Annotated in this window: 15 protein-coding genes; 7 read left to right on the forward strand and 8 right to left on the reverse strand. The window is 63.5% G+C overall.

The window, feature by feature from the left end:
- The first annotated feature begins 4 nt into the window (after nt 1–4).
- On the forward strand, nt 5–1,060 hold the full coding sequence (locus HMI60_RS15470; protein ID WP_193589924.1) for a 2,3-butanediol dehydrogenase: 1,056 nt from the start codon (nt 5–7) through the stop codon (nt 1,058–1,060).
- 48 nt (nt 1,061–1,108) lie between these two features.
- Here the strand turns inward: HMI60_RS15470 and HMI60_RS15475 are convergent, their stop codons facing one another.
- Nucleotides 1,109–1,990, reverse strand: a complete 882-nt coding sequence (locus HMI60_RS15475) for a helix-turn-helix transcriptional regulator (RefSeq protein ID WP_018776912.1) — start codon at nt 1,988–1,990, stop codon at nt 1,109–1,111.
- 92 nt (nt 1,991–2,082) lie between these two features.
- Here HMI60_RS15475 and HMI60_RS15480 point away from each other — a divergent pair, with 92 nt between their 5' ends.
- A complete protein-coding gene (locus HMI60_RS15480) occupies nt 2,083–2,979 on the forward strand; it encodes an aldo/keto reductase (RefSeq protein WP_193589925.1) in 897 nt (298 codons plus the stop codon).
- Between the two features lie 20 nt (nt 2,980–2,999).
- Nucleotides 3,000–4,022 carry an aldo/keto reductase gene (locus tag HMI60_RS15485; RefSeq protein ID WP_193589926.1) on the forward strand — a complete coding sequence of 341 codons (1,023 nt, stop codon included), beginning with the start codon at nt 3,000–3,002 and terminating at the stop codon, nt 4,020–4,022.
- Nucleotides 4,023–4,094: 72 nt separating this feature from the next.
- On the opposite strand, the gene HMI60_RS15490 is transcribed toward HMI60_RS15485, so the two are convergent.
- Entirely contained in the window at nt 4,095–5,399 is a 1,305-nt protein-coding gene (locus tag HMI60_RS15490) for a GAF domain-containing protein (RefSeq protein ID WP_193589927.1), read from the reverse strand.
- A 443-nt stretch (nt 5,400–5,842) separates the two neighbouring features.
- Here HMI60_RS15490 and HMI60_RS15495 point away from each other — a divergent pair, with 443 nt between their 5' ends.
- The 4 genes from HMI60_RS15495 to HMI60_RS15510 all read left to right on the forward strand — a co-directional run bounded on the left by HMI60_RS15495 (nt 5,843) and on the right by HMI60_RS15510 (nt 13,619).
- Entirely contained in the window at nt 5,843–7,354 is a 1,512-nt protein-coding gene (locus HMI60_RS15495) for a sigma-70 family RNA polymerase sigma factor (protein ID WP_193589928.1), read from the forward strand.
- Nucleotides 7,355–7,776: 422 nt separating this feature from the next.
- Nucleotides 7,777–11,340, forward strand: coding sequence for a DUF11 domain-containing protein (locus tag HMI60_RS15500; protein ID WP_193589929.1), 3,564 nt, complete (start codon nt 7,777–7,779; stop codon nt 11,338–11,340).
- 137 nt (nt 11,341–11,477) lie between these two features.
- Nucleotides 11,478–11,789: a hypothetical protein gene (locus tag HMI60_RS15505; protein ID WP_039242699.1), complete on the forward strand. Its 312-nt coding sequence runs from the start codon at nt 11,478–11,480 to the stop codon at nt 11,787–11,789.
- Between the two features lie 270 nt (nt 11,790–12,059).
- Nucleotides 12,060–13,619 (forward strand): hypothetical protein, encoded by a 1,560-nt coding sequence (locus HMI60_RS15510; RefSeq protein WP_227453558.1) that lies wholly within the window; start codon nt 12,060–12,062, stop codon nt 13,617–13,619.
- Here HMI60_RS15510 and HMI60_RS15515 read toward each other — a convergent pair.
- Genes HMI60_RS15515 through paaA form a run of 6 tightly spaced genes read right to left on the reverse strand, consistent with a single transcriptional unit; the run spans nt 13,616 to nt 18,538 of the window.
- Nucleotides 13,616–14,395 (reverse strand): enoyl-CoA hydratase/isomerase family protein, encoded by a 780-nt coding sequence (locus HMI60_RS15515; RefSeq protein ID WP_193589930.1) that lies wholly within the window; start codon nt 14,393–14,395, stop codon nt 13,616–13,618. The genes HMI60_RS15510 and HMI60_RS15515 overlap by 4 nt on opposite strands.
- Nucleotides 14,396–14,403: 8 nt before the next feature.
- Nucleotides 14,404–15,609, reverse strand: a complete 1,206-nt coding sequence (gene paaE, locus HMI60_RS15520; RefSeq protein ID WP_193589931.1) for a 1,2-phenylacetyl-CoA epoxidase subunit PaaE — start codon at nt 15,607–15,609, stop codon at nt 14,404–14,406.
- A 10-nt stretch (nt 15,610–15,619) separates the two neighbouring features.
- The gene (gene paaD / locus HMI60_RS15525) at nt 15,620–16,204 is read right to left on the reverse strand and encodes a 1,2-phenylacetyl-CoA epoxidase subunit PaaD (protein ID WP_193589932.1); all 585 of its coding nucleotides are present in this window, start codon (nt 16,202–16,204) and stop codon (nt 15,620–15,622) included.
- Nucleotides 16,201–17,118 carry a 1,2-phenylacetyl-CoA epoxidase subunit PaaC gene (gene paaC / locus HMI60_RS15530; RefSeq protein WP_018776923.1) on the reverse strand — a complete coding sequence of 306 codons (918 nt, stop codon included), beginning with the start codon at nt 17,116–17,118 and terminating at the stop codon, nt 16,201–16,203. Before paaC ends, paaD begins: the two co-directional genes overlap by 4 nt.
- A complete protein-coding gene (gene paaB, locus HMI60_RS15535) occupies nt 17,115–17,543 on the reverse strand; it encodes a 1,2-phenylacetyl-CoA epoxidase subunit PaaB (protein ID WP_193589933.1) in 429 nt (142 codons plus the stop codon). Before paaB ends, paaC begins: the two co-directional genes overlap by 4 nt.
- On the reverse strand, nt 17,543–18,538 hold the full coding sequence (gene paaA / locus HMI60_RS15540; RefSeq protein WP_189075366.1) for a 1,2-phenylacetyl-CoA epoxidase subunit PaaA: 996 nt from the start codon (nt 18,536–18,538) through the stop codon (nt 17,543–17,545). The genes paaB and paaA overlap by 1 nt, the downstream gene beginning before the upstream one ends.
- Nucleotides 18,539–18,588: the final 50 nt, after the last annotated feature.

An 18,588-nucleotide genomic window follows, 5' to 3' on the forward strand; every position in this document is an offset into this window, starting at 1 on the left:
GATTGTGAAAGCAGCAAGATTCCACGGACGCAACGACATCAGGATCGACGACGTCCCGGAGCCGGAGGTACGGCCCGGCACCGTCAAGATCCAGGTGGCGTGGTGCGGCATCTGCGGAACCGATCTCCACGAGTACTTGGAAGGGCCCATCTTTGTCCCGGCCCCCGGACACCCTCATCCCCTCTCGGGGGAAGAAGCCCCGGTGACCATGGGCCACGAATTCTCCGGAACAATCGTGGACGTTGGCGAGGGTGTCCAGGCGCTCTCGGTGGGCGACAACGTAGTCGTGGAACCCTATTTCGTGTGCGACGAGTGTCCGCCCTGCAAGGCGGGGAACTATCACCTCTGCACCAAAATGGGCTTCATTGGGCTCTCTGGCGGAGGTGGAGGCCTGGGCGGCATGGTGGTTGTGGACACCAGGTGGGTCCACAAAGTCGGCAACATCCCGCTGGATCAAGCCGCCTTGATCGAGCCCCTGTCCGTGGCCCACCATGCGGTCGCCCGCAGCGGTGCCAAGCCCGGAGACGTTGCCTTGGTGGGTGGCTCAGGACCCATCGGGCTGCTGACAGCCGCTGTATTGAAAAGCCAGGGGGTCACCACGGTGATCAGCGAACTCAGTGCGGCCCGGAAAGACAAAGCCATCTCCAGCGGGGTAGCCGACTATGTCATCGACCCCGGCCAGGAGAATCTGCAGGCACGGCTGTTGGAGCTGACAGACGGCGTGGGCGCGGACGTCGCTTTCGAGTGCGCCGGAGTCAACGCGGTGCTGGATACGCTCCTGACAGCGGTGAAACCCGCAGGTGTGGTGGTGAACGTTTCCATTTGGGGCCGGCCGGCGACAGTGGACATGCAGAAGATCGTGCTGAAGGAGATCGACCTGCGCGGCACCATAGCCTACGTCCGGGACCATGCCGAGGCCATCAAGCTGGTCCAGGAGGGAAAGGTGGACCTGGAGCCCTTCATCACGGCGAGGATTGCGTTGGAAGACCTGGTGGAGCAAGGCTTCAATACGCTCATCCACCACAATGACACCGCGGTGAAGATCCTCGTCCATCCCTAGGTAGGTCCACCCCCAGGCATATCCGCCGGCGCCAGGAGCGCCGGCGGATTACTGCTCCTCGTTGACAGCCGCCTTGGTCGTTTCACGCTGGGTGGCCACCCAGCTGGCAAGTACTTTCAGGGCATCGGCGGAGGGCGTGTCTTCCTCGGCGGTGTAAACATTGATGCGCAGCCCTGGATCTGCCGCCAGTTCCAGGGCCTCGTAGCTGAGGTCCAGATCGCCCACGATGGGATGGTGGAGACGCTTGCGTCCGGTCCGGTGGTACTTCACATCGTGCCGGGCCCACCGCGTGCCGAACTCCTCACTGCGGGTCGAAAGCTCTCCGACGAGATCGCTGAGGTCTTTGTCGTAGGGGTTCCTGCCCGCGGCCGAGCGCAGTGCCGCGACGATGTCGTCAGCACTGCGCTCCCAATCGATGAAGAACTCACGGGCCTTCGGATTGAGGAACGTAAACCGGGCACTGTTCGGCGGACCGGGACGCTCAGCCATCATGTCCATGTAGAGAGCGCGGCCCAGTTCGTTGGACGCAAGGACATCACCGCGATCATTGCGGACCCAAGCCGGTGCCGAACTGATGGCATCAATGACGCGCTGCACGCTGGGACGCACCGTCCGGGGACTGCTCTTGCGGCGAACCCGCGGCGACGCCGCGGTGGAGCGGGCCAGGTCAAAAAGGTGGGCCGTCTCGGCGTCGTCAAGCTTCAAGGCCCGGGCGAGCGCCTCCAGGACGTTGTCCGAGGCGCCCGAGAGATTACCGCGCTCAAGCCTGATGTAGTAGTCAACGCTCATGCCGGCGAGCATCGCCACCTCTTCGCGGCGCAGTCCGGTCACCCGGCGCTTGCCTCCGTATGCGGGCAGGCCGGCCTCTTCCGGCGTGATCCGTGCACGGCGGGAGGTCAGGAATTTGCGAACGTCGTCGCTAAGTGTCATGGCTCTACGCTACGCGGGGCCAGCCCGGGGTGGGAGGCACTGACATTACCCTGAACAAGAGTTACTCCCGGAGTGCTTGGAAGTGCTGTTCCATGGGAAACATGAATACCGAACTTACTCTCAACAACGGCGTCACGATGCCCGCCCTGGGCCTGGGTGTCTTCCAAAGTCCCCCTGAGCAGACAACAGCGGCGGTGGAAGCTGCACTTGCCACCGGCTACCGGCACATCGACACGGCCGCTGCCTACGGCAACGAGCGGGAAGTCGGCGAAGGCATCCGCAACAGCGGCCTGGACCGGTCCGAGGTGTTCATCGAAACCAAGGTCTGGGTCAGCGACTACGGCTACGAGCAGACACGGCACGCCTGGGAGAAGGCCGCGGCCAAACTGGGCGTTGATTACCTCGACCTGCTGATCCTGCATCAGCCCGCTCCGGACCGCTTCGACAAGGTCATCGCCGCCTACAAAGCACTGGAGAGCCTGCTCGCCGAAGGAAAGGTGCGTGCCATCGGCGTCAGCAACTTCATGCCCCACCACCTGAAGCAGCTCCTGGCCGCAACGGACATCGTCCCCGCACTCAACCAGGTGGAGCTGCACCCGTACTTCATCCAAAGGGACGTCCAGGAAGCGGACGCGGAGCACGGCATACTCACCCAGGCCTGGTCACCGATCGGTGGCATCACGTTCTACCCCGGTTGGGGCGAAGCCCGCCGGAACGTCATGGAAGACCCCACCATTGCCGATGTTGCCCGCAAGCATGGCAAGAGTCCTGCCCAGGTCATGCTTCGCTGGCACCTGCAGCAGGGCCGGTCAGCCATTCCGAAATCGACCAACCCTGCACGCATCGCCGAGAACTTCGACGTCTTCGACTTCGAACTCAGCGCGGAAGAACTTGCCGCCATCGATGCCCTGGACACGGGCGTCCGCAATGGACCGGACCCTGACGTAGCCCGCGAAGAGCGCTTCGCCATGGTCATCCCCGAAGCCTAGAACCGAGCAAAGGAACCGCTATGGAATACCGTCTTCTGGGACGAACCGGCGTGAAGGTCAGCCCCCTGTGCCTGGGTGCCATGATGTTCGGCTCCTGGGGCAACAACGACCACGCCGACGCCATCCGCATCATTCACCGGGCCTTGGACGCCGGCATCAACTTCATCGACACCGCTGACGTCTATTCCGGCGGCACCTCTGAAGAAATCGTAGGGAAGGCAATCGAGGGCAGGCGGGACGACGTCTTTCTCGCCACCAAGTTCTTCATGCCCATGAACCCTGACGATCCCAACCAGAGCGGCGGTTCCCGCCGATGGATCATCCGTGAGGTGGAGAACTCCCTGCGCCGCCTCAACACCGAATACATCGACCTGTACCAGGTCCATCGCCCCAGTCCCGACACCGATGTGGAGGAAACTCTGGGTGCCCTCACGGACCTGGTCCGCCAGGGCAAGGTCCGTTACATCGGCTCCTCGTCCTACTCAGGATCCCAAATCGTGGAGGCACAATGGGCGGCGCGGGAACGCAACCTGGAGCGCTTCGTCACCGAGCAACCGCCTTACTCGATTCTTGCGCGCGGGATAGAAGAAGACGTCCTTCCCACCGTCCAGCGCCATGGGATGGGCACCCTCAGCTACAGTCCCCTTGCCGGCGGTTGGCTTTCGGGTCGATGGCGGCAAGATTCAGCATCTTCGCCCACATCAAGTGCGCGTCCGAGCGCCAGGTTCGACATGACGAGGTTCGCGAACCAGCGCAAACTCGATCTCGTTGAAGACCTGGCGCAACTGGCCGAAGAGTCCGGGCTTAGCCTCATAGAGCTCGCCATTGCCTTTGTCATCAACCATCCCGGCATCACCTCCGCAATTGTTGGCCCGCGGACCATGGCACAGCTGGAGTCCTATCTTCCGGCGGCCTCAGTCGCTCTCAGCACAGACGTCCTGGACCGCATCGATGAGATCGTGGAACCCGGCGTCACGGTCAACCCGGACGACAACAGCTACGGCGCGCACGAACTCACACCCCGGGCGCGCAGGCGCCGCTGACAGGAACACGTCGACGACGGCGCCGCCCGCCTCACGCGGCGGGCGGCATCGTCGTGCATTTTCCGGGTCCCGCTACGCCCGGAATTCGCGGTCGCGCCTGGCCATCCTCGCCTGCAGCATTCCAAGGCGGGGATCATTGCCGGCCGCTGCCTGCGCGGCAGCCAACGCTTCGAAATCGTCGGCCCCCATGTCGCTGGAGCCCCATTGCAGGATGAGGTTCTGGTCGCCGGTGGCGCGCACCGATGCGCTGATCGCTGCGTTGAGTTCGTCGCGGAGGAGCTCGATGGCAAGGTTTCCTGAGCGGGCAAGGAGCGGAGCCCTGTAAGCCTGGAGAGCTTCGGCGATGCGGGCCTTCCGCAGGTGTTCGGTCACGGTGGAGACGTCGGTGATCACCGTCAGTCCGGCCGCAAAGCGATAGGGGTTGGCCTCCAGGACCTTCCCCAGGACGGCGCGGATCCGGTGCATCTCGGTGCGGACGGAAGCTGCGGCACCATCCTCGCCATGCACCTGGTAGGCCAACTCGTCAGCGCTCCAACCACCCGAACGTGAGGCAAGCAAAGCCAGGATTTCAGCACGCCGGAGCGTCAGCGGCAGCCGCACACCGCCGTCGACCTCTGCTGTCGGGGCGTCCCCCAACAAGTTCAGTTTCAGCGTTGCGGGTGTTCTTTTGTCTGCAGGGGTGGGAGCCGCATGAGGTGTGCGCGGACCGGCGGTACGCAAAAGCTCCTCGGCCAGCCGGACGGCGCAACGCACCATGCGCAGGCTGTCCGGAGTTACCGAGTCGATGGGCCCGGATACATCCAGGATTCCCAGGATCCGGTTGCTGTGCGGGTCACGGATGGGAGATGCGGTGCAGGCCCACTCGTGATGGGAACGCACGAGGTGCTCGGCTGAAAGGAGCTGGGCCGGTGCCCCCGTAATCAGGGCCTCACTGATGGCATTGGTGCCGATCCCGGACTCTGACCAGTCCGCCCCTTCAACGAACTCCAATGAATCGGCCTGTCGAAGCGCATGGCTGCTGCCCACCCGCCACAGCACCTCACCCAGCTGGTCCGTGACGATCAGGAGGTGCCGGCCGTCTGCGGATTCGTCCGCAAGAAGTTGCGTGAGCGCTGGCATGACAGGGGCCAAGGGATGGCCGGCACCGAGCTTGCGGGCATCCTCCACCTCGTGGCGACGGAGCGGACTGTGCCGCTCAGGATTGATCCCCAACGCCAAGGAGCGCTGCCAGGACTCCAGGAGGGACTGCGGGATGCGGGGATCAGGACGCCCGGAAATCGTGGCTTCGTGGGCTTTGCGAAGGATGCGGGCGTACTCCGACGGCGCGGAAAGCCTCAGACCATCCATGCGCGCTGCAGAGGCAGTGACACTTGGCATGCAGTTTCCTCCAATTCACCATCGAATTGCCCGGACCACGTTCCAGGAGCGTGCGCCGCCTTCCCAGTGTAGACCGGGCAAGCCCCGGATGTGGTGCGGGTCACCAAGCCGACCGCCCGGACACCACCATGTCTCCGGAGTCCGGTCCGTTGCGTAATTCGGCCCAATTTCGCATTCATGCTTCTCGTATAGGATGCAGGAAGAACGGCTACGCGTCAGCGGGCAGAAGAGCCTGGAGGGGTCCAAACGGCTCGCCAATATCCATGCCAGGAATCCCATTGATGGGAAACGCGCTGTCGTGTCCGGAAACAGGCGAAATTGCCGTTTCCGCTAAGGCCGGTTTTGAAAACGCTATGGGGGCGATACAGAACGATGAAGAACACACGCAAGCACCTTTTAATGCCTTCGGGCAGGCCCAGCCACGCTTTCACCGGTAAAAAACCATGACCGGGCATACCGGGAAAACTCCGGAGAACCCATCGGACGAAGAACTGATCTCTTCCGTCCAGGGCCAGGACGCCGCAGCCATCGAAGAGCTTTACCGACGCCATGCCGCTGCCGGGCTTTCCTACGCCAAGAAGCTATTGGGCAACGGCTTCGACGCCGATGACGTCAGCTCCGAGGCCTTCCTCAAGGTCATTCATGCCATCCAGCGGGGAAACGGACCGGATGGCCCCTTCCGTCCCTATCTCCTGCGGGCCATCAAGACCTCAGCTGCGGATCATTGGACAGCACGCTCACGCCACGAACTCGTGGAGGAGCCGATGGAGTTGCCCCACGACGAGGACGGCTACGAGCACATCCTGCACGAGAAGGACCGGGAACTGGCCGGCGCTGCTTTCGCGTCCTTGCCGGCCCGTTGGCAGACCGTGTTGTGGCATGTGGACGTCGAAGGCGAACGGCCCCGCCAGGTAGGGCCGCTGCTGGGCCTCGAACCCAACGCCGTTTCAGCCATTGCAGCCCGGGCCCGCAAGGGACTCCGGTTGGCTTATCTGGAGGCCTACGTGGATTCCTCCCTCGATGAGACGTGCAAGCCGTATGTGCCGCTGCTGGCCAAGTCGGTAGTCGACGGGTTGTCTCCGTTTGAAGACGTGCGGCTGCAGAAGCACCTCGCAAAATGCCTCGCCTGCACCTCAGCTGCCACGGCCCTGATGGATGTTCGGTCCACGATGCGGCGGGCCGTCGCGCCCTGGCTGGTGGGACCGGCTGCCGTGCCCGTGATGATTGGTTCCGGAGCCGTAGCCTTGCCCGCCACGACAGGCACACAACTTCCCGGAGCCCCAGCCACCACCGGTTCCGCAGCGCACTCCGCTGGAATGGGAATCGGGGCGTGGGCCGCCGCCATCGCCGTGGTTGCCTGCGTGGCAACCGGCGCTATCGCCGTCGCGACAGGCTTGGGTTCAACCCCGTCAGCTACGGATGCGGCGAATTCTCCGGCCGAAGCGGGACCCCTTGGCGCGCCTCCGGCAGGAGGCACCCCAGCGGACGGCGGCCCGGGTCCGGGCAGCGCCGGGGTGCCGCCGGCAGGTGTCAGTCCGGATTACGCCGTGATCTCACTGGACCAGCCACGTGCCGAAGCACTCCAAGTCCCGCTGCCTGTATCCATCCGCCCGATTCCAACGGACTCCCCCGCCGGTTCGACGCCGGAGACCACCCGCAGGGAGAAACCCAGGTTCCCACAACAAGGCAGCACGGCAGCGCCGACCATCGCCGGTCCCACGCCGGGCTTCTCCCCGACATCCCTGCCGACGAGCACACCCCTGCCTACAAACGCCACTCCTGCGCCGAGCCCCAGCGAAACGCACCAGCCAAGCCCCACGGCAACGCCAACGCAAACACCCACTGTGGCACCAACCCCCACGCCGACCAGCACAAGTGTGCCAACACCCACGCCCACTCCTACCGTCACACCAGGGGAACCCTGCCCCTGGTGGTGGTGGTTCTGCACTCCGTAGCTTCCACTCCGAAACTGCCCGCGGTCCCCGGACAAGGACCGAATAAAAAAACTTTCGAATTCCCGCGTCACGTTTTTAAGTGACAGCCGTATACATCTTGAAGGGCTTGTGCCCTGACTCCGTTTCATCGGCGAACCGTTCATCGTAACGGCGCTGACTCCTGTGTGCCTGCCGGTTAGCCGGACGCATCACAGTTGTGCCGAAACGGCATCAAAGAGGCTTTGGGAGGCAAACCAGACCGAATTGTTGATGGCGCGCGCCCAGACGCGGGCTACGGAAGTAGAAGTTTACGGCCCGGTGATGCCCATCGCCGGGTCATGGGGGGTGGCTCTTGCGTGCAGGATCTAACGGCTACGGAGCGCCCGAATCTCTGGGAGCGGAAGGCTCTGCTCCCACCGGACACCTTAAAAGGGGTGCAGTAATTGGCTGACGGCACTAACCGACTCAGCGGCGGGACGACAGGTCCCGCCGTCGGTGCAGATCAACGACATATACACAGGCCAGCCGGGCTTCCCGCCCGTCGCCGGCCACGGACCGGTAAAGGCAGGCGCGGCGGCAGGCAGGCTTTGGCACTCCTGGCGAGCAGCGCCGTCGTCGCCGGTTTGTTTACCGGAGGTGCGCTGACATTGTCGGCAGGCCCGGCCACAGCGGCAGATGCTTTGAGCTGTGGGGCCGTGTACTCGGTCCAGGGCAGCGGCAACCGCAACTTGTGGCTCGTCAACACCGCGACAGGGACGCAGACCAGCGTCGGGAACTTCACCATTGCCGGGTCCAACCAAAACCTCAATGGTCTGGGCATCGCAGCCGATGGCAGTGCTGCCATCGGCGTCCTGCCCAACAGCAACGACACAGGCCGGACCATCTACCGCCACGACCGGGCGACCAACACCACCTCGGTACTGGGCGTGGGCGAAGCAGGAACTCCCGTCACCCACGGCGCCATCAATCCTGAAAACGGCTTCTACTACTACGGCGGATTCACCGGAAATACGATCCGCGTTTACGGATTCGACACCGTCAACAACGTCTCAATCGGCCTGGTGGCCAGCGGTGACATCCCCAACGCCGGAGCCAACGGCGACTGGGCTTTCGACAAACAGGGCCGCTTGTACGTGATGGGCGGTGGGTCAACCCACAGCATCCTCTCTGTCATCCAGCAGGAGATACCCGCGGCAGCCGGCGCACCCGTTGCCGTGACGGCCAACCAGCTGGTCTCCATCGCCACCCCGCAGCCCATCAACGGCATCGCGTTTGGTGGTGACGGCCTGGTCTACCTGGGCAGCTCGGACACGCTCCGCCAAGTGGACCCCATCTCCGGCGAAGTCCTGAGTTCCAAGCCCTTCTCCCAGGCCGGTTCCGTGGACCTGGGCTCCTGTGCAACCCCCAACACCATCACGGTCAAGAAGGACTTCCCGCACGGCCGCGTCACCCCTGCCGACCAGGCCACGCTCACCCTGAAGGGTGACGGTCTACCGGTAACCGGCGTTCAAGCCACCACCGCTGGCACTGAGAACGGACTCCAGGACCAGCCCGGCGAGGTAGTAGGCCCGGTCTTCGGCCGCACAGGCACGACGTATGCCATTTCCGAGTCCGGCAGCACGGGCGTGGGATACGCCTCGAGCTGGTCGTGCATCAATGAAAACAACGGTGCTCCGATCTCCAGCGGCACAGGAACCAGCGGGAGCTTCACCATGCCGGCTGCTGGATCCGATGGAATTGCTGTGCTCTGCACGTTCACGAACGCCGCACGAATCACGGATCTGGTCCTCGACAAGAAGGCCGGTGCCCTCAGCGGGAACACAGCCGGCTCAACTGTCCCTTACACCTTTGACGTCACCAACACCGGAACCGTCCCGCTGGAAATAGTCAGCGTAAACGATCCCCTGGTGGGAGCAGTCACATGCCCTCCCGGCCCCCTGGCCGTCGGAGCGACCGTCACCTGCACGGCTCCGCCCTACAAACTCACTCAGGACGATGTCACTGCGGGCCAAGTGATCAACAAGGCCACAGCCACCGGGACAGTAGCCGGATTGCCTGACGCTACGGACGACGATTCCACCACGACGCCGATTGCGTCCTCACCGGCGCTAACCCTGAAGAAGAGCGCCGGAACGCCGGTTGATGTCAACAATTCGGGTCTTACCGACGCCGGGGACACCATCGCGTACACGTTCCTGGTGACCAACAGCGGCAACTTGCCGGTCTCCGGCGTCGTCATCAATGACAAGCTGCTGAGCGGCCAGAACCCGGCAATCGCAGTAAGCTGCGAGGCCACATCACTTGCCCCTGGCGCCTCCACGAACTGCAAAGCTGATCAGCCCTACACCATCACCGAAGCAGACGAGACAGCCGGCAAGGTGCTCAATACTGCCACGGCCCAGGGCACCGATCCCCGCAACCAGCCTGTAGTTTCCAACGAAGACAGCACCGAAACCCCGGTCAGCGCTCCCGCGCCGTCGCTGTCCATCGAGAAGACTGCCGGCACGCCAGTGGACAAGAACAACTCGGGTATCACGGACGCCGGCGACACCATTGCCTACACCTTCGTGGTCACCAACACCGGCAATATCCCGTTGCATGACGTCAAGGTCAACGATCCAAAAATCGGTTCCGTCACCTGCGAAAAGAACGCTCTTTCACCTGGCGAGAGCATCAGCTGCACGGGCGATGCCCCGTACGTTGTAACCGACATGGATGAGCTTCACGGTTCGGTGGACAACACCGCCACGTCTACCGGCACGGATCCCGACGGCGACCCCGTCACATCCCCTCCGGACACCACCACCACCAAGGTCACGGTTCCCGCCCCGTCCCTGTCCTTGGAGAAGTTCGCCGCGGCTCCGGTGGATGTGAACAATTCCGGGATCACTGACGCCGGAGACACCATCGCGTACACGTTCACGGTCACCAACACCGGCAACGTCCCGGTAACCGCCGTTGAAGTGGTGGATCCGCTTGCGGGCGCCGTCACGTGCAAAGTCACGGAGCTTGCTCCCGGCGCAACAACCAACTGTGCCGCCGATGCACCATACGTTGTGACGTCGGCCGATGAAGCAGCACACGTAGTGCGTAACACCGCCCACGCCGAGGGCATGGACCCCGACACTGAAAAGGTTGTCTCCGACCCGGATACCACCAACACTCCAGTCACCGAGCAGGCCCCGGCCCTGACCCTTGAGAAATCAGCAGGGGCCATCAAGGACACCAACGCCTCGGGCATCATCGACGCCGGAGACACCATCGACTACACCTTCGTGGTCACCAACGATGGCAATGTGCCGGTTCGCCGGATCACGGTCAACGATCCCCTGGCCGGTGCGGTGACCTGCGAAGCCGCCGATCTCGCTGTGGGTGCATCCACTCACTGCAGGGCAACTGCACCCTATGTGCTCACCCAGGCTGATGTGGATGCGGGCAAGGTCCACAACGTGGCCACGGCCACTGGAACCGACCCCGACAACCAGCCCACCACCTCGAATGAAGACTCGACCACCACCAACGTGCCGCACGCTGCTGCACTGGTGATCGACAAGTCTGCTGCACTGGTTGATGCCGACGGCGACAACCTCGCCGACGCCGGGGAAACGGTCAACTACACGTTCGCGGTGACCAACACCGGGACCGTGACGCTGAACGACGTCGTGGTTGATGATCCGATGCTTGGCAAGGCCGGCGTCACCATCGAATGCCCGACGACGAGCCTCGCCCCGGGAGAAACGGTAACCTGCACCGCTGCCTACAAGGTGCAGACCAAGGATGTGGAGTCCGGTCAGCCGATCCGGAACGTGGCCGGGGCCAAAGCAGTCAGCCCCGATGGCGACGTTTCCTCACCCACGGACTCGGCTGAAACCCCGGTTGGTCCCAAGGCCCAGCCGGCACCGCTGGCCGTCACCGGAGGAGTTCCGTTCCTGGTGGCCGGCATCGGCGCAGTACTCCTGGCCGCAGGCGTCGGGCTGGCTTTGATGACCCGCCGGCGTCGTGCATGACAGAAAGCTGATGCTCGCTCAATGAGCTGAAGCCGAACACTTCCCGGGTGCCCGCCGGGAACACGAAGCGACGGCCGGATCACGTCCCCCCGACTCCCGGCCGTCGCTTTTGTGCACCAACTTCGAACGAGGAAAAGATGGCCATCACCACCCATACACCTGCCTCGCTTGCCGCGTGGGAGTCCGCGTTGGCTGCCCGGACCGAGCTTTGCCTCTCCGTGGCGGGGATCCACCGGGGAAAGCTGACCCTTTACGCAGGCCCCCATCACACCGGCCGCAGCCCTGTGGCCATCCTGGATCTGCCCGGCACCGGCACCTATATCAGCCGCCCGGCCAACGGCGGAATAGAGCACTGGATTGCAGGCATTCTGGAAGCTGCCCAATCCGTTACGAATAGGACCCCGGAATCACGACACGTTCCGGCAGTTCTTCCCACTCAATTGATGTGAGGCTGTCCAATGGGGGACGTGAGACAGCCGTAGTCGGAGGGCAACGCCCTTGCTGACCAATCACCGAGCACCGACTGGCCTTTGGACGACGAAGCCGGCGGCGCCTTTGGCTGCTTTCCCCCCTTCCCCGGCAGCAGCCAGTGTGGCCGGCCTGACTATTAACGCCCTCAGGTCCGGCCACACAACCTTTGCCATGGGATGTTGACTTGACTCCGGTGGCTGTATTCTCTATTTGAGCCACGTCTGGATGGCCTTTTTTCTGGGGGAATTTTGACTCATTCTCGACCCGCGATGCTGCGCGCCCACCTCACGTCCTGGGGGCTCGGTGCGCTGGCACTCGGGACCGCCGTCCTGCTTTCGGCGTGCACCATGCTCCCGCTGCCACGTTCGGCCGAACCCTCGCCGAGCAAATCTCCCGCGTCAGCGGAGGCACCCCCGCGCAACAAGGAAACCGCGACGGCGGCCTGGGAAGTTGCGCTCGATCCCATCGGTCAGCCGGTGGTCGCCGACGGGGTAGCACTGGTCTACACCCGGGGCAGTGCCGGTGTGGAAGCCCACGCCCTTTCCGTGGCTACGGGCAAGGAGTTGTGGAAGCAGCCGGTTCATCCGGGATACGACGCTCCGGGGAACCCGTTGAAGCCTGCGCTGACAAGGACTGCTTCGGGGAAAAGCGCCGCAATCTTCCTGCAGGCCGCTGCCGCTCCGGCGGGCATCGACAGTGACGTCGTCTGGTGGACTTCGCCTGTCGCCTTTGATCTGGGCACAGGCAAAGAGCTCTACCGGGGAAGGCCTGAACTGGTCAGTACGCGCCCCTTCGCCTGTGACGAACTCTTCGACATGTGCTTTATCGCCTTTGACGACTCAGCGCAGTCAGTTGAACACTGGGTGGACTTGGAAACCGGAGATGAGTCCGGAGGCGCCGACATCAACGAGCTCACAGGATTCTTCCAGCCGGTGGGCAAAGAACTGTATGCGGTGGAAAAAGACGGTGTCGAAAAACTGGCTCACGTCTCCTACGGCGAGGTTAAGTGGCAGATCGAAGTAGAGAAGGTTTTTGGAAAAGGTGCTTCCACCGATTTGGGGTGGCATTTCACTTACTCTGAGAAGCTTGACCTCTATGTGGGCTCGGTCGGAATCAATCCGACGGGTGTCGACCCCGAGAAATTCCCGGAAAAATCCTTATCGCTGAATCTTCGCGAAAGCACTAAGACCGTCGGTTTCCGAGCCTCGAGCGGACGGGTTTTATGGACAGCGGATGCCTCCACACTCGAATGCTCAAAGACAATGAGTGCCGGTGACACCAAGATGGGCACTGGAACCGCATTGCCCATACGGTGCGAATACGTGGACGGCTACATCGAGTTTCCCGCGGGCAAATACCGGGGCGCCCGATCCAAAGTAGTGGGCTACGACCCCCTGACCGGCGAAGCATCCTGGGAGAGCGAACCTGTCTATGTGTACAGCTGGGACGAGTACGGCCTCATCCCTTCAGCAAGCCACGGTGAGTTCCTGATTGCAGGCACGTTCTGGGACTCAAACCTGGTAGACACCCACACCGGAAAGCCCCGCGGGGCAAGTTTCGACGACGGCTTCATCTGTTGGAAGCAGGCAACATATACCGCTCCACCGAACGGTCCCTACAAGGACCGGCCGGGAGGCGACATAGGTGCCGGCACTCAAACGGCGTTCCCGTGCCTGAAGGGGGGCTCGGCCACCCTGGCCTTTACCTACGGCGCCCTGACAGATGTGACCACCACGGATCAGGACATGGCCGTCATCTCCCTGGAAGGGAAAGTGGCCGGCTACAAGCTCCTCAAGGAGTTCGTCTAGCCCTTGAAAACGGGCGCCCGCTTCTCCTGGAAAGCCCGGAAACCCTCGGCGTAGTCGTCGGTCTTGCACAGGCGTGCCTGCTCTGCGTTCTCCTCCAACATGGAATCCCACAGGCCCAGGCGCTGGTCGCGGATGTGTGCCACGAGCTCCTTGGACGCAACAAACGCCTGGGTCGCGCCCGCGGCGACCCGCGCAACAATCGCCCGGGTCTCATCGAGCAGGACATCAGCAGGCATTGCCCGGCTGAACATCCCCTGGGCCACGGCTTCGGCCCCGGAGATCAGATCAGCGGTGTAGATCAGGTCCAGGGTGCGGTGCATGCCCAGGCGTTCGGCAAAGTACCAGTGCCCACCGGAGTCCAGGGTCGCCCCGAGCTTGGCAAAAGGCGATCCGAACTTGGCGTTCTCCGCCACATACACCACGTCGGTGGCCAGGAGCAGCCCCAGCCCGACTCCCAGGCAAGCACCATGCGCGGCGGCAAACGTGGGCGCCGGGAACGCAGCCATCTTCTTCAACAGCGGCTCCACGAGTCCGCCGAGATACGCCTGTGCATCATCGGTTTCAGGAGTCACGGCCGCGATGTCGCGGCCGGCGCAGAAGGCACGGCCCTCGCCGCGAAGCAGCAGCGCCCGCACTTCGCCGCGCGAGGCGGCGGCAGCAGCGTCGTCGTACGCCTTATCCAGTTCCGCCAGGGCGTCCTCGTTGAGGGAGTTCAGCTTTTCGGGGGCATTGAGGACAATTTCGGCAATGCCGTTGGCAATGGAGAGCTCGATCATGGGACTCCTTAGACGTCGAAGTCGACGGTAACTTCTTCGCTGGTGGGGTGGGACTGGCAGGTGAGGACGTAGCCCTTGTCCAGCTCGTCCTGTTCAAGGGCGTAGTTCTCATCCATGGTCACGGTACCGGTGATCAGTTTGGCGCGGCAGGTGCCGCACACGCCGCCGGCACACGCGAACGGAACGTCAGGACGGACGCGCAGCGCTGCGTTGAGGATGGATTCGCGGGCATGCGTCGGGCTGGCGACGTCGCCGGTGAGGCCGTCCAGCGTGAACGTGATCTTGTAGGTGTTCTGCGACTCGTCCTCCACAACAGGACGGCCGGCGTTGCCTTCAGGGCGGTCCGGTCGCCCGGTGGTGAACAGCTCAAAACGGACGTGTTCCGGCTTCACGCCGCGGGCGGCGAGGGTGTCCCGGCACAACTGGACCAGCTCGAACGGCCCGCACAGGAACCATTCATCAACGTCCTCGGCGTGGATCGCCGAAGACAACAGGGCCTGCAGCTTCTCCGAGTCGATGCGGCCGGTCATCAGCGGCGCGATCCGCTGCTCCCGGGACAGCACATGGTGCAGGGCCAGGCGGGTGGGGTACTTGTCTTTCAGGTCCGCCAGTTCCTCCAGGAACATGACATCCATGGCGGCCTTGTTGGCGTACACGAGGTCGAAGGTGGTTTCCGGGTTAGCCGCCAGCAGCGTGCGTGCAATCGCGATGACCGGCGTGATGCCCGAACCCGCGGCGATCGCCACGAAGTTGCCCGGCTCCCCCGCCAGTTCCTCCGGGTGGTTCATGGAGTTCATGACGTTGTGCTGGACCGGTGAACCGTCCTTGCCGTGCCGCGAAATGAACGCACCCTGCGGGCTCATCACATCCAGTACGTCCCCGGCCTTCAGTTCGGCATTAGCCCACGTGGAGAACAGGCCGCCCAGGTCCTTCTTGATGGCCACCCGGATCTCGCTGCTGCCGTCCTCGAAGCTGCGCGGCTCTGCGCAAATCGAGTAACTGCGGCGGACCTCGTGCGGCTCACCGTTCTCGTCCGGAAGCGTCGTGCGCAGGGCGACGTACTGGCCCGGGAGGTAGTCATACTGGCCGGCAAGTTCCGCCGGGACACCGAACGTGACCTCAATGGCATCGTCCGTGAGGCGCCGGACTTCCGCGACGGTCAGGTTGTGGAAAGACGCACGACGGCGGCTGGCCGTCTGTGTTTCGGTGGTCATGGCTGCTTCCTTAGAGGACTTTGAAGTAGTCGAATGGTTCCTTGCAGTCCTGGCAGACAAACAGCGCCTTGCAGGAGGTGGAACCAAAGCGGGTGAGTTCCTTGGTGTTGAGTGAGGAACACTGGGGGCATTTCACGGCCAGGCTCAGGCGGACGGGACCGGAATGGCCGCCGGCGGCAGCCCTGCCGCTGGGCGGAGCAATCCCGTACTCCTCCAGCTTGGCCTTGCCGGATTCGGTCATCCAGTCAGTGGTCCACGCCGGCGACAACACCAGGTTGATGTGGACGCCCGCATAGCCTTCCTTCTCAAAAGCCTTGCGGAGATCGTCGCCAATGGCGTCCATCGCCGGGCAACCCGAGTACGTGGGCGTGATGGTGACCTCGACGGCGGTACTTGCCGGGCCGTCGTCGGGAGCGCCCTCATGGTGGGGTGCTTCCGTAACGCGGACGCCGCGCAGGATCCCCAGGTCCTCGATGGTGAGGACCGGGATCTCCGGATCGCAGACCGTGGCCGCGATGTTCCAAGCCTGCTGCTCAGCCTTGCTGAGCGGCTGCGTTTGCGGCTGCGTTTGCGAGGGGGTTGCCACGCTGGTCACCAGCTCGCGCCGGGGTGCTCGCGGGCCAGGACCTGCATTTCGGCAAGGATGTAGCCCATGAACTCGGAGTGCTTTCCACGCCGTCCTCCGCCGGGTGCCTGCGGGACACCTGGAATGTCCAGTTCAGCCTCCGTCATGATCTGCCCCGTGAGGCGATCGAATTCGGCACGGAGGGAGGAAGGCTGGACTGTCACACCGGCTTCGGACAGGCGGGTGGTGAGTTCATCGTCCTCGAAGAGTTCGTCCACGTACGGCCACACGAGCTTGAAGCCCTGGATGATGCGGGCGCGGGACTCATCCGTGCCGCCGGCAAGACGCAGCACCCACTGGGCACTGTGGTCGCGGTGGTAATCCACTTCCTTGACAGCCTTGGCAGAGATGGCGGCGATCGTGGCGTCCGTGGACTCCATCAGCCGGCTGTACAGCCCGTACTGGTAGAAGCTCACGATGAACTGACGGGCGATGGTGACAGCGAAGTCACCGTTGGGCTGCTCAAACAGGTGCGCCGAACGGAACTCGTGCTCGCGGCGGAAGTAGGCGAGGTCGTCCTCCGACTTGCCCCATGCGGCTCCGGCGTAGGTCAGGAAAGAGCGTGCGTGCCCCAACTGGTCCAAGGCGATGTTGCCCAGGGCGATGTCTTCCTCGAGCTCCGGGGCACGGGAAATCCAATGGCCCAGTCGCTGGGCGAGGATCAGGCCGTCGTCGCCCAGGCGAAGGGCAAACTCAGCCACATCCTCGTCGGGCTTGACCTGGCCGCGGCTGATTTCCAGCGCGATGTCCTCAGGGCGCAGGGCGTTGCCCGGCGTGATGCGCGTTGCGCTGGCCGAACCGTCACCGGAAGCTCCGGCTCCGTGAACGCCGACGGAGATATCGCCGTGGCCTTCGATTGCGAAGTCAGTGTCTTTGGTGGTCACAGGTGCTTCACGCCTTCGCTCTTGGTGTAGTAGGTGGCGTGGCGGTAATCCTTGCCCTGCGGGGACTCGAAGAAGGCACCCTTGGCATCGGGATCACTGGAGGAAATCGCCTCGGCCGGGACAACCCAAATGGAGACGCCCTCGTTCCGGCGGGTGTAGAGGTCGCGGGCGTTCCGGAGGGCCATCGCCGCATCCGGCGCGTGCAGGGAACCTGCGTGCACGTGGGACAGGCCGCGGCTTGAACGCACGAAGACCTCCCACAAGGACCACGGGTGCTCTTCCTTGGCGCCGCCGGGGGTGCCGGCCGGGCGCGCGGCGGCGGCCGTCGTCGTGCTTTCTGCGTTCGTAGCCGCCACCTTGGGGGCTTCGCGCTTGATCTCGCTGGCGGCGCTTGCCTGTTCTTCCGGGTTACCGTGGGGAGCCATTATGCTGCGTTCACTTTCTCTGCTTGCTTGCGGGCGTACGCCACTGCTGCTTCCCGAACCCAGGCACCATTTTCGTGTGCCTCGCGGCGGCGCTCGATGCGCTGCGAGTTGCAGGGACCGCGGCCGGCCAGGACTTCCTTGAACTCGTTCCAGTCCAGGGGTCCGTGCTCCCACTTCCTGGTTTCTTCGTTGAAACGGATGTCTTTGTCCGGGAGGGTCAGGCCCAGGACCTTGACCTGCTCCACCATCATGCCGACGAAGCGGCTGCGAAGCTCGTCGTTGCTGAAGCGCTTGATGTTCCATGCCATGGACTGCTTGGAGTTCGGTGAATCGTCATCCGGCGGGCCGAACATCATCAGCGACGGCGCGTACCAGCGGTTCACGGCGTCCTGGGCCATCTGCTTCTGCGCAGGCGTGCCGTTGGAGAGCTCAAGCAGGATCTCAAAACCCTGGCGCTGGTGGAATGACTCTTCCTTGCAGATGCGCACCATTGCGCGTCCGTAAGGACCGTACGAAGCCCGGCACAGGGGCACCTGGTTGCAGATGGCGGCGCCATCGACGAGCCATCCGATGGCCCCCATGTCCGCCCAGGAAACCGTGGGGTAGTTGAAGATGGAGGAGTACCGGGCCTTGCCGGCAATCAGGTCTTCCATCATCTGGTCCCTGCTCTGCCCCAGCGTCTCTGCTGCGGAGTACAGGTACAGGCCGTGGCCTGCCTCATCCTGGACCTTGGCCATGAGGATGGACTTGCGCTTCAGGCTGGGCGCGCGCGTGATCCAGTTGGCTTCCGGCTGCATGCCGATGATTTCCGAGTGTGCGTGCTGCGAGATCTGGCGCAGCAAAGTCTTGCGGTAAGCCGCCGGCATCCAGTCGCGCGGTTCGATGCGCGAGTCCTCCGAAATGATGCGCTCAAAATACGCCTGTCCGGCTGCCTCCCGCTCCTGCTCTTCCGGGGACAGCTCAGCGGGCACTGACTGCAGATTCTGCGATGCCATGGTTGCTCCTAATAAATTACCGACCGTTCGTTCAGAATATGCGGAGCGGA

The organism is Paenarthrobacter sp. YJN-D (genome assembly GCF_015040335.1).
Lineage (GTDB): Bacteria > Actinomycetota > Actinomycetes > Actinomycetales > Micrococcaceae > Arthrobacter > Arthrobacter nicotinovorans.

Bases quoted from the DNA above. Each gene is read 5' to 3' on its own strand.
- HMI60_RS15475 (WP_018776912.1), bottom strand. From the start codon at position 1,990: ATGACACTTAGCGACGACGTTCGCAAATTCCTGACCTCCCGCCGTGCA.
- HMI60_RS15480 (WP_193589925.1), top strand. From the start codon at position 2,083: ATGGGAAACATGAATACCGAACTTACTCTCAACAACGGCGTCACGATG.
- HMI60_RS15485 (WP_193589926.1), top strand. From the start codon at position 3,000: ATGGAATACCGTCTTCTGGGACGAACCGGCGTGAAGGTCAGCCCCCTG.
- HMI60_RS15490 (WP_193589927.1), bottom strand. From the start codon at position 5,399: ATGCCAAGTGTCACTGCCTCTGCAGCGCGCATGGATGGTCTGAGGCTT.
- HMI60_RS15495 (WP_193589928.1), top strand. From the start codon at position 5,843: ATGACCGGGCATACCGGGAAAACTCCGGAGAACCCATCGGACGAAGAA.
- HMI60_RS15505 (WP_039242699.1), top strand. From the start codon at position 11,478: ATGGCCATCACCACCCATACACCTGCCTCGCTTGCCGCGTGGGAGTCC.
- HMI60_RS15515 (WP_193589930.1), bottom strand. From the start codon at position 14,395: ATGATCGAGCTCTCCATTGCCAACGGCATTGCCGAAATTGTCCTCAAT.
- paaE (WP_193589931.1), bottom strand. From the start codon at position 15,609: ATGACCACCGAAACACAGACGGCCAGCCGCCGTCGTGCGTCTTTCCAC.
- paaB (WP_193589933.1), bottom strand. From the start codon at position 17,543: ATGGCTCCCCACGGTAACCCGGAAGAACAGGCAAGCGCCGCCAGCGAG.
- paaA (WP_189075366.1), bottom strand. From the start codon at position 18,538: ATGGCATCGCAGAATCTGCAGTCAGTGCCCGCTGAGCTGTCCCCGGAA.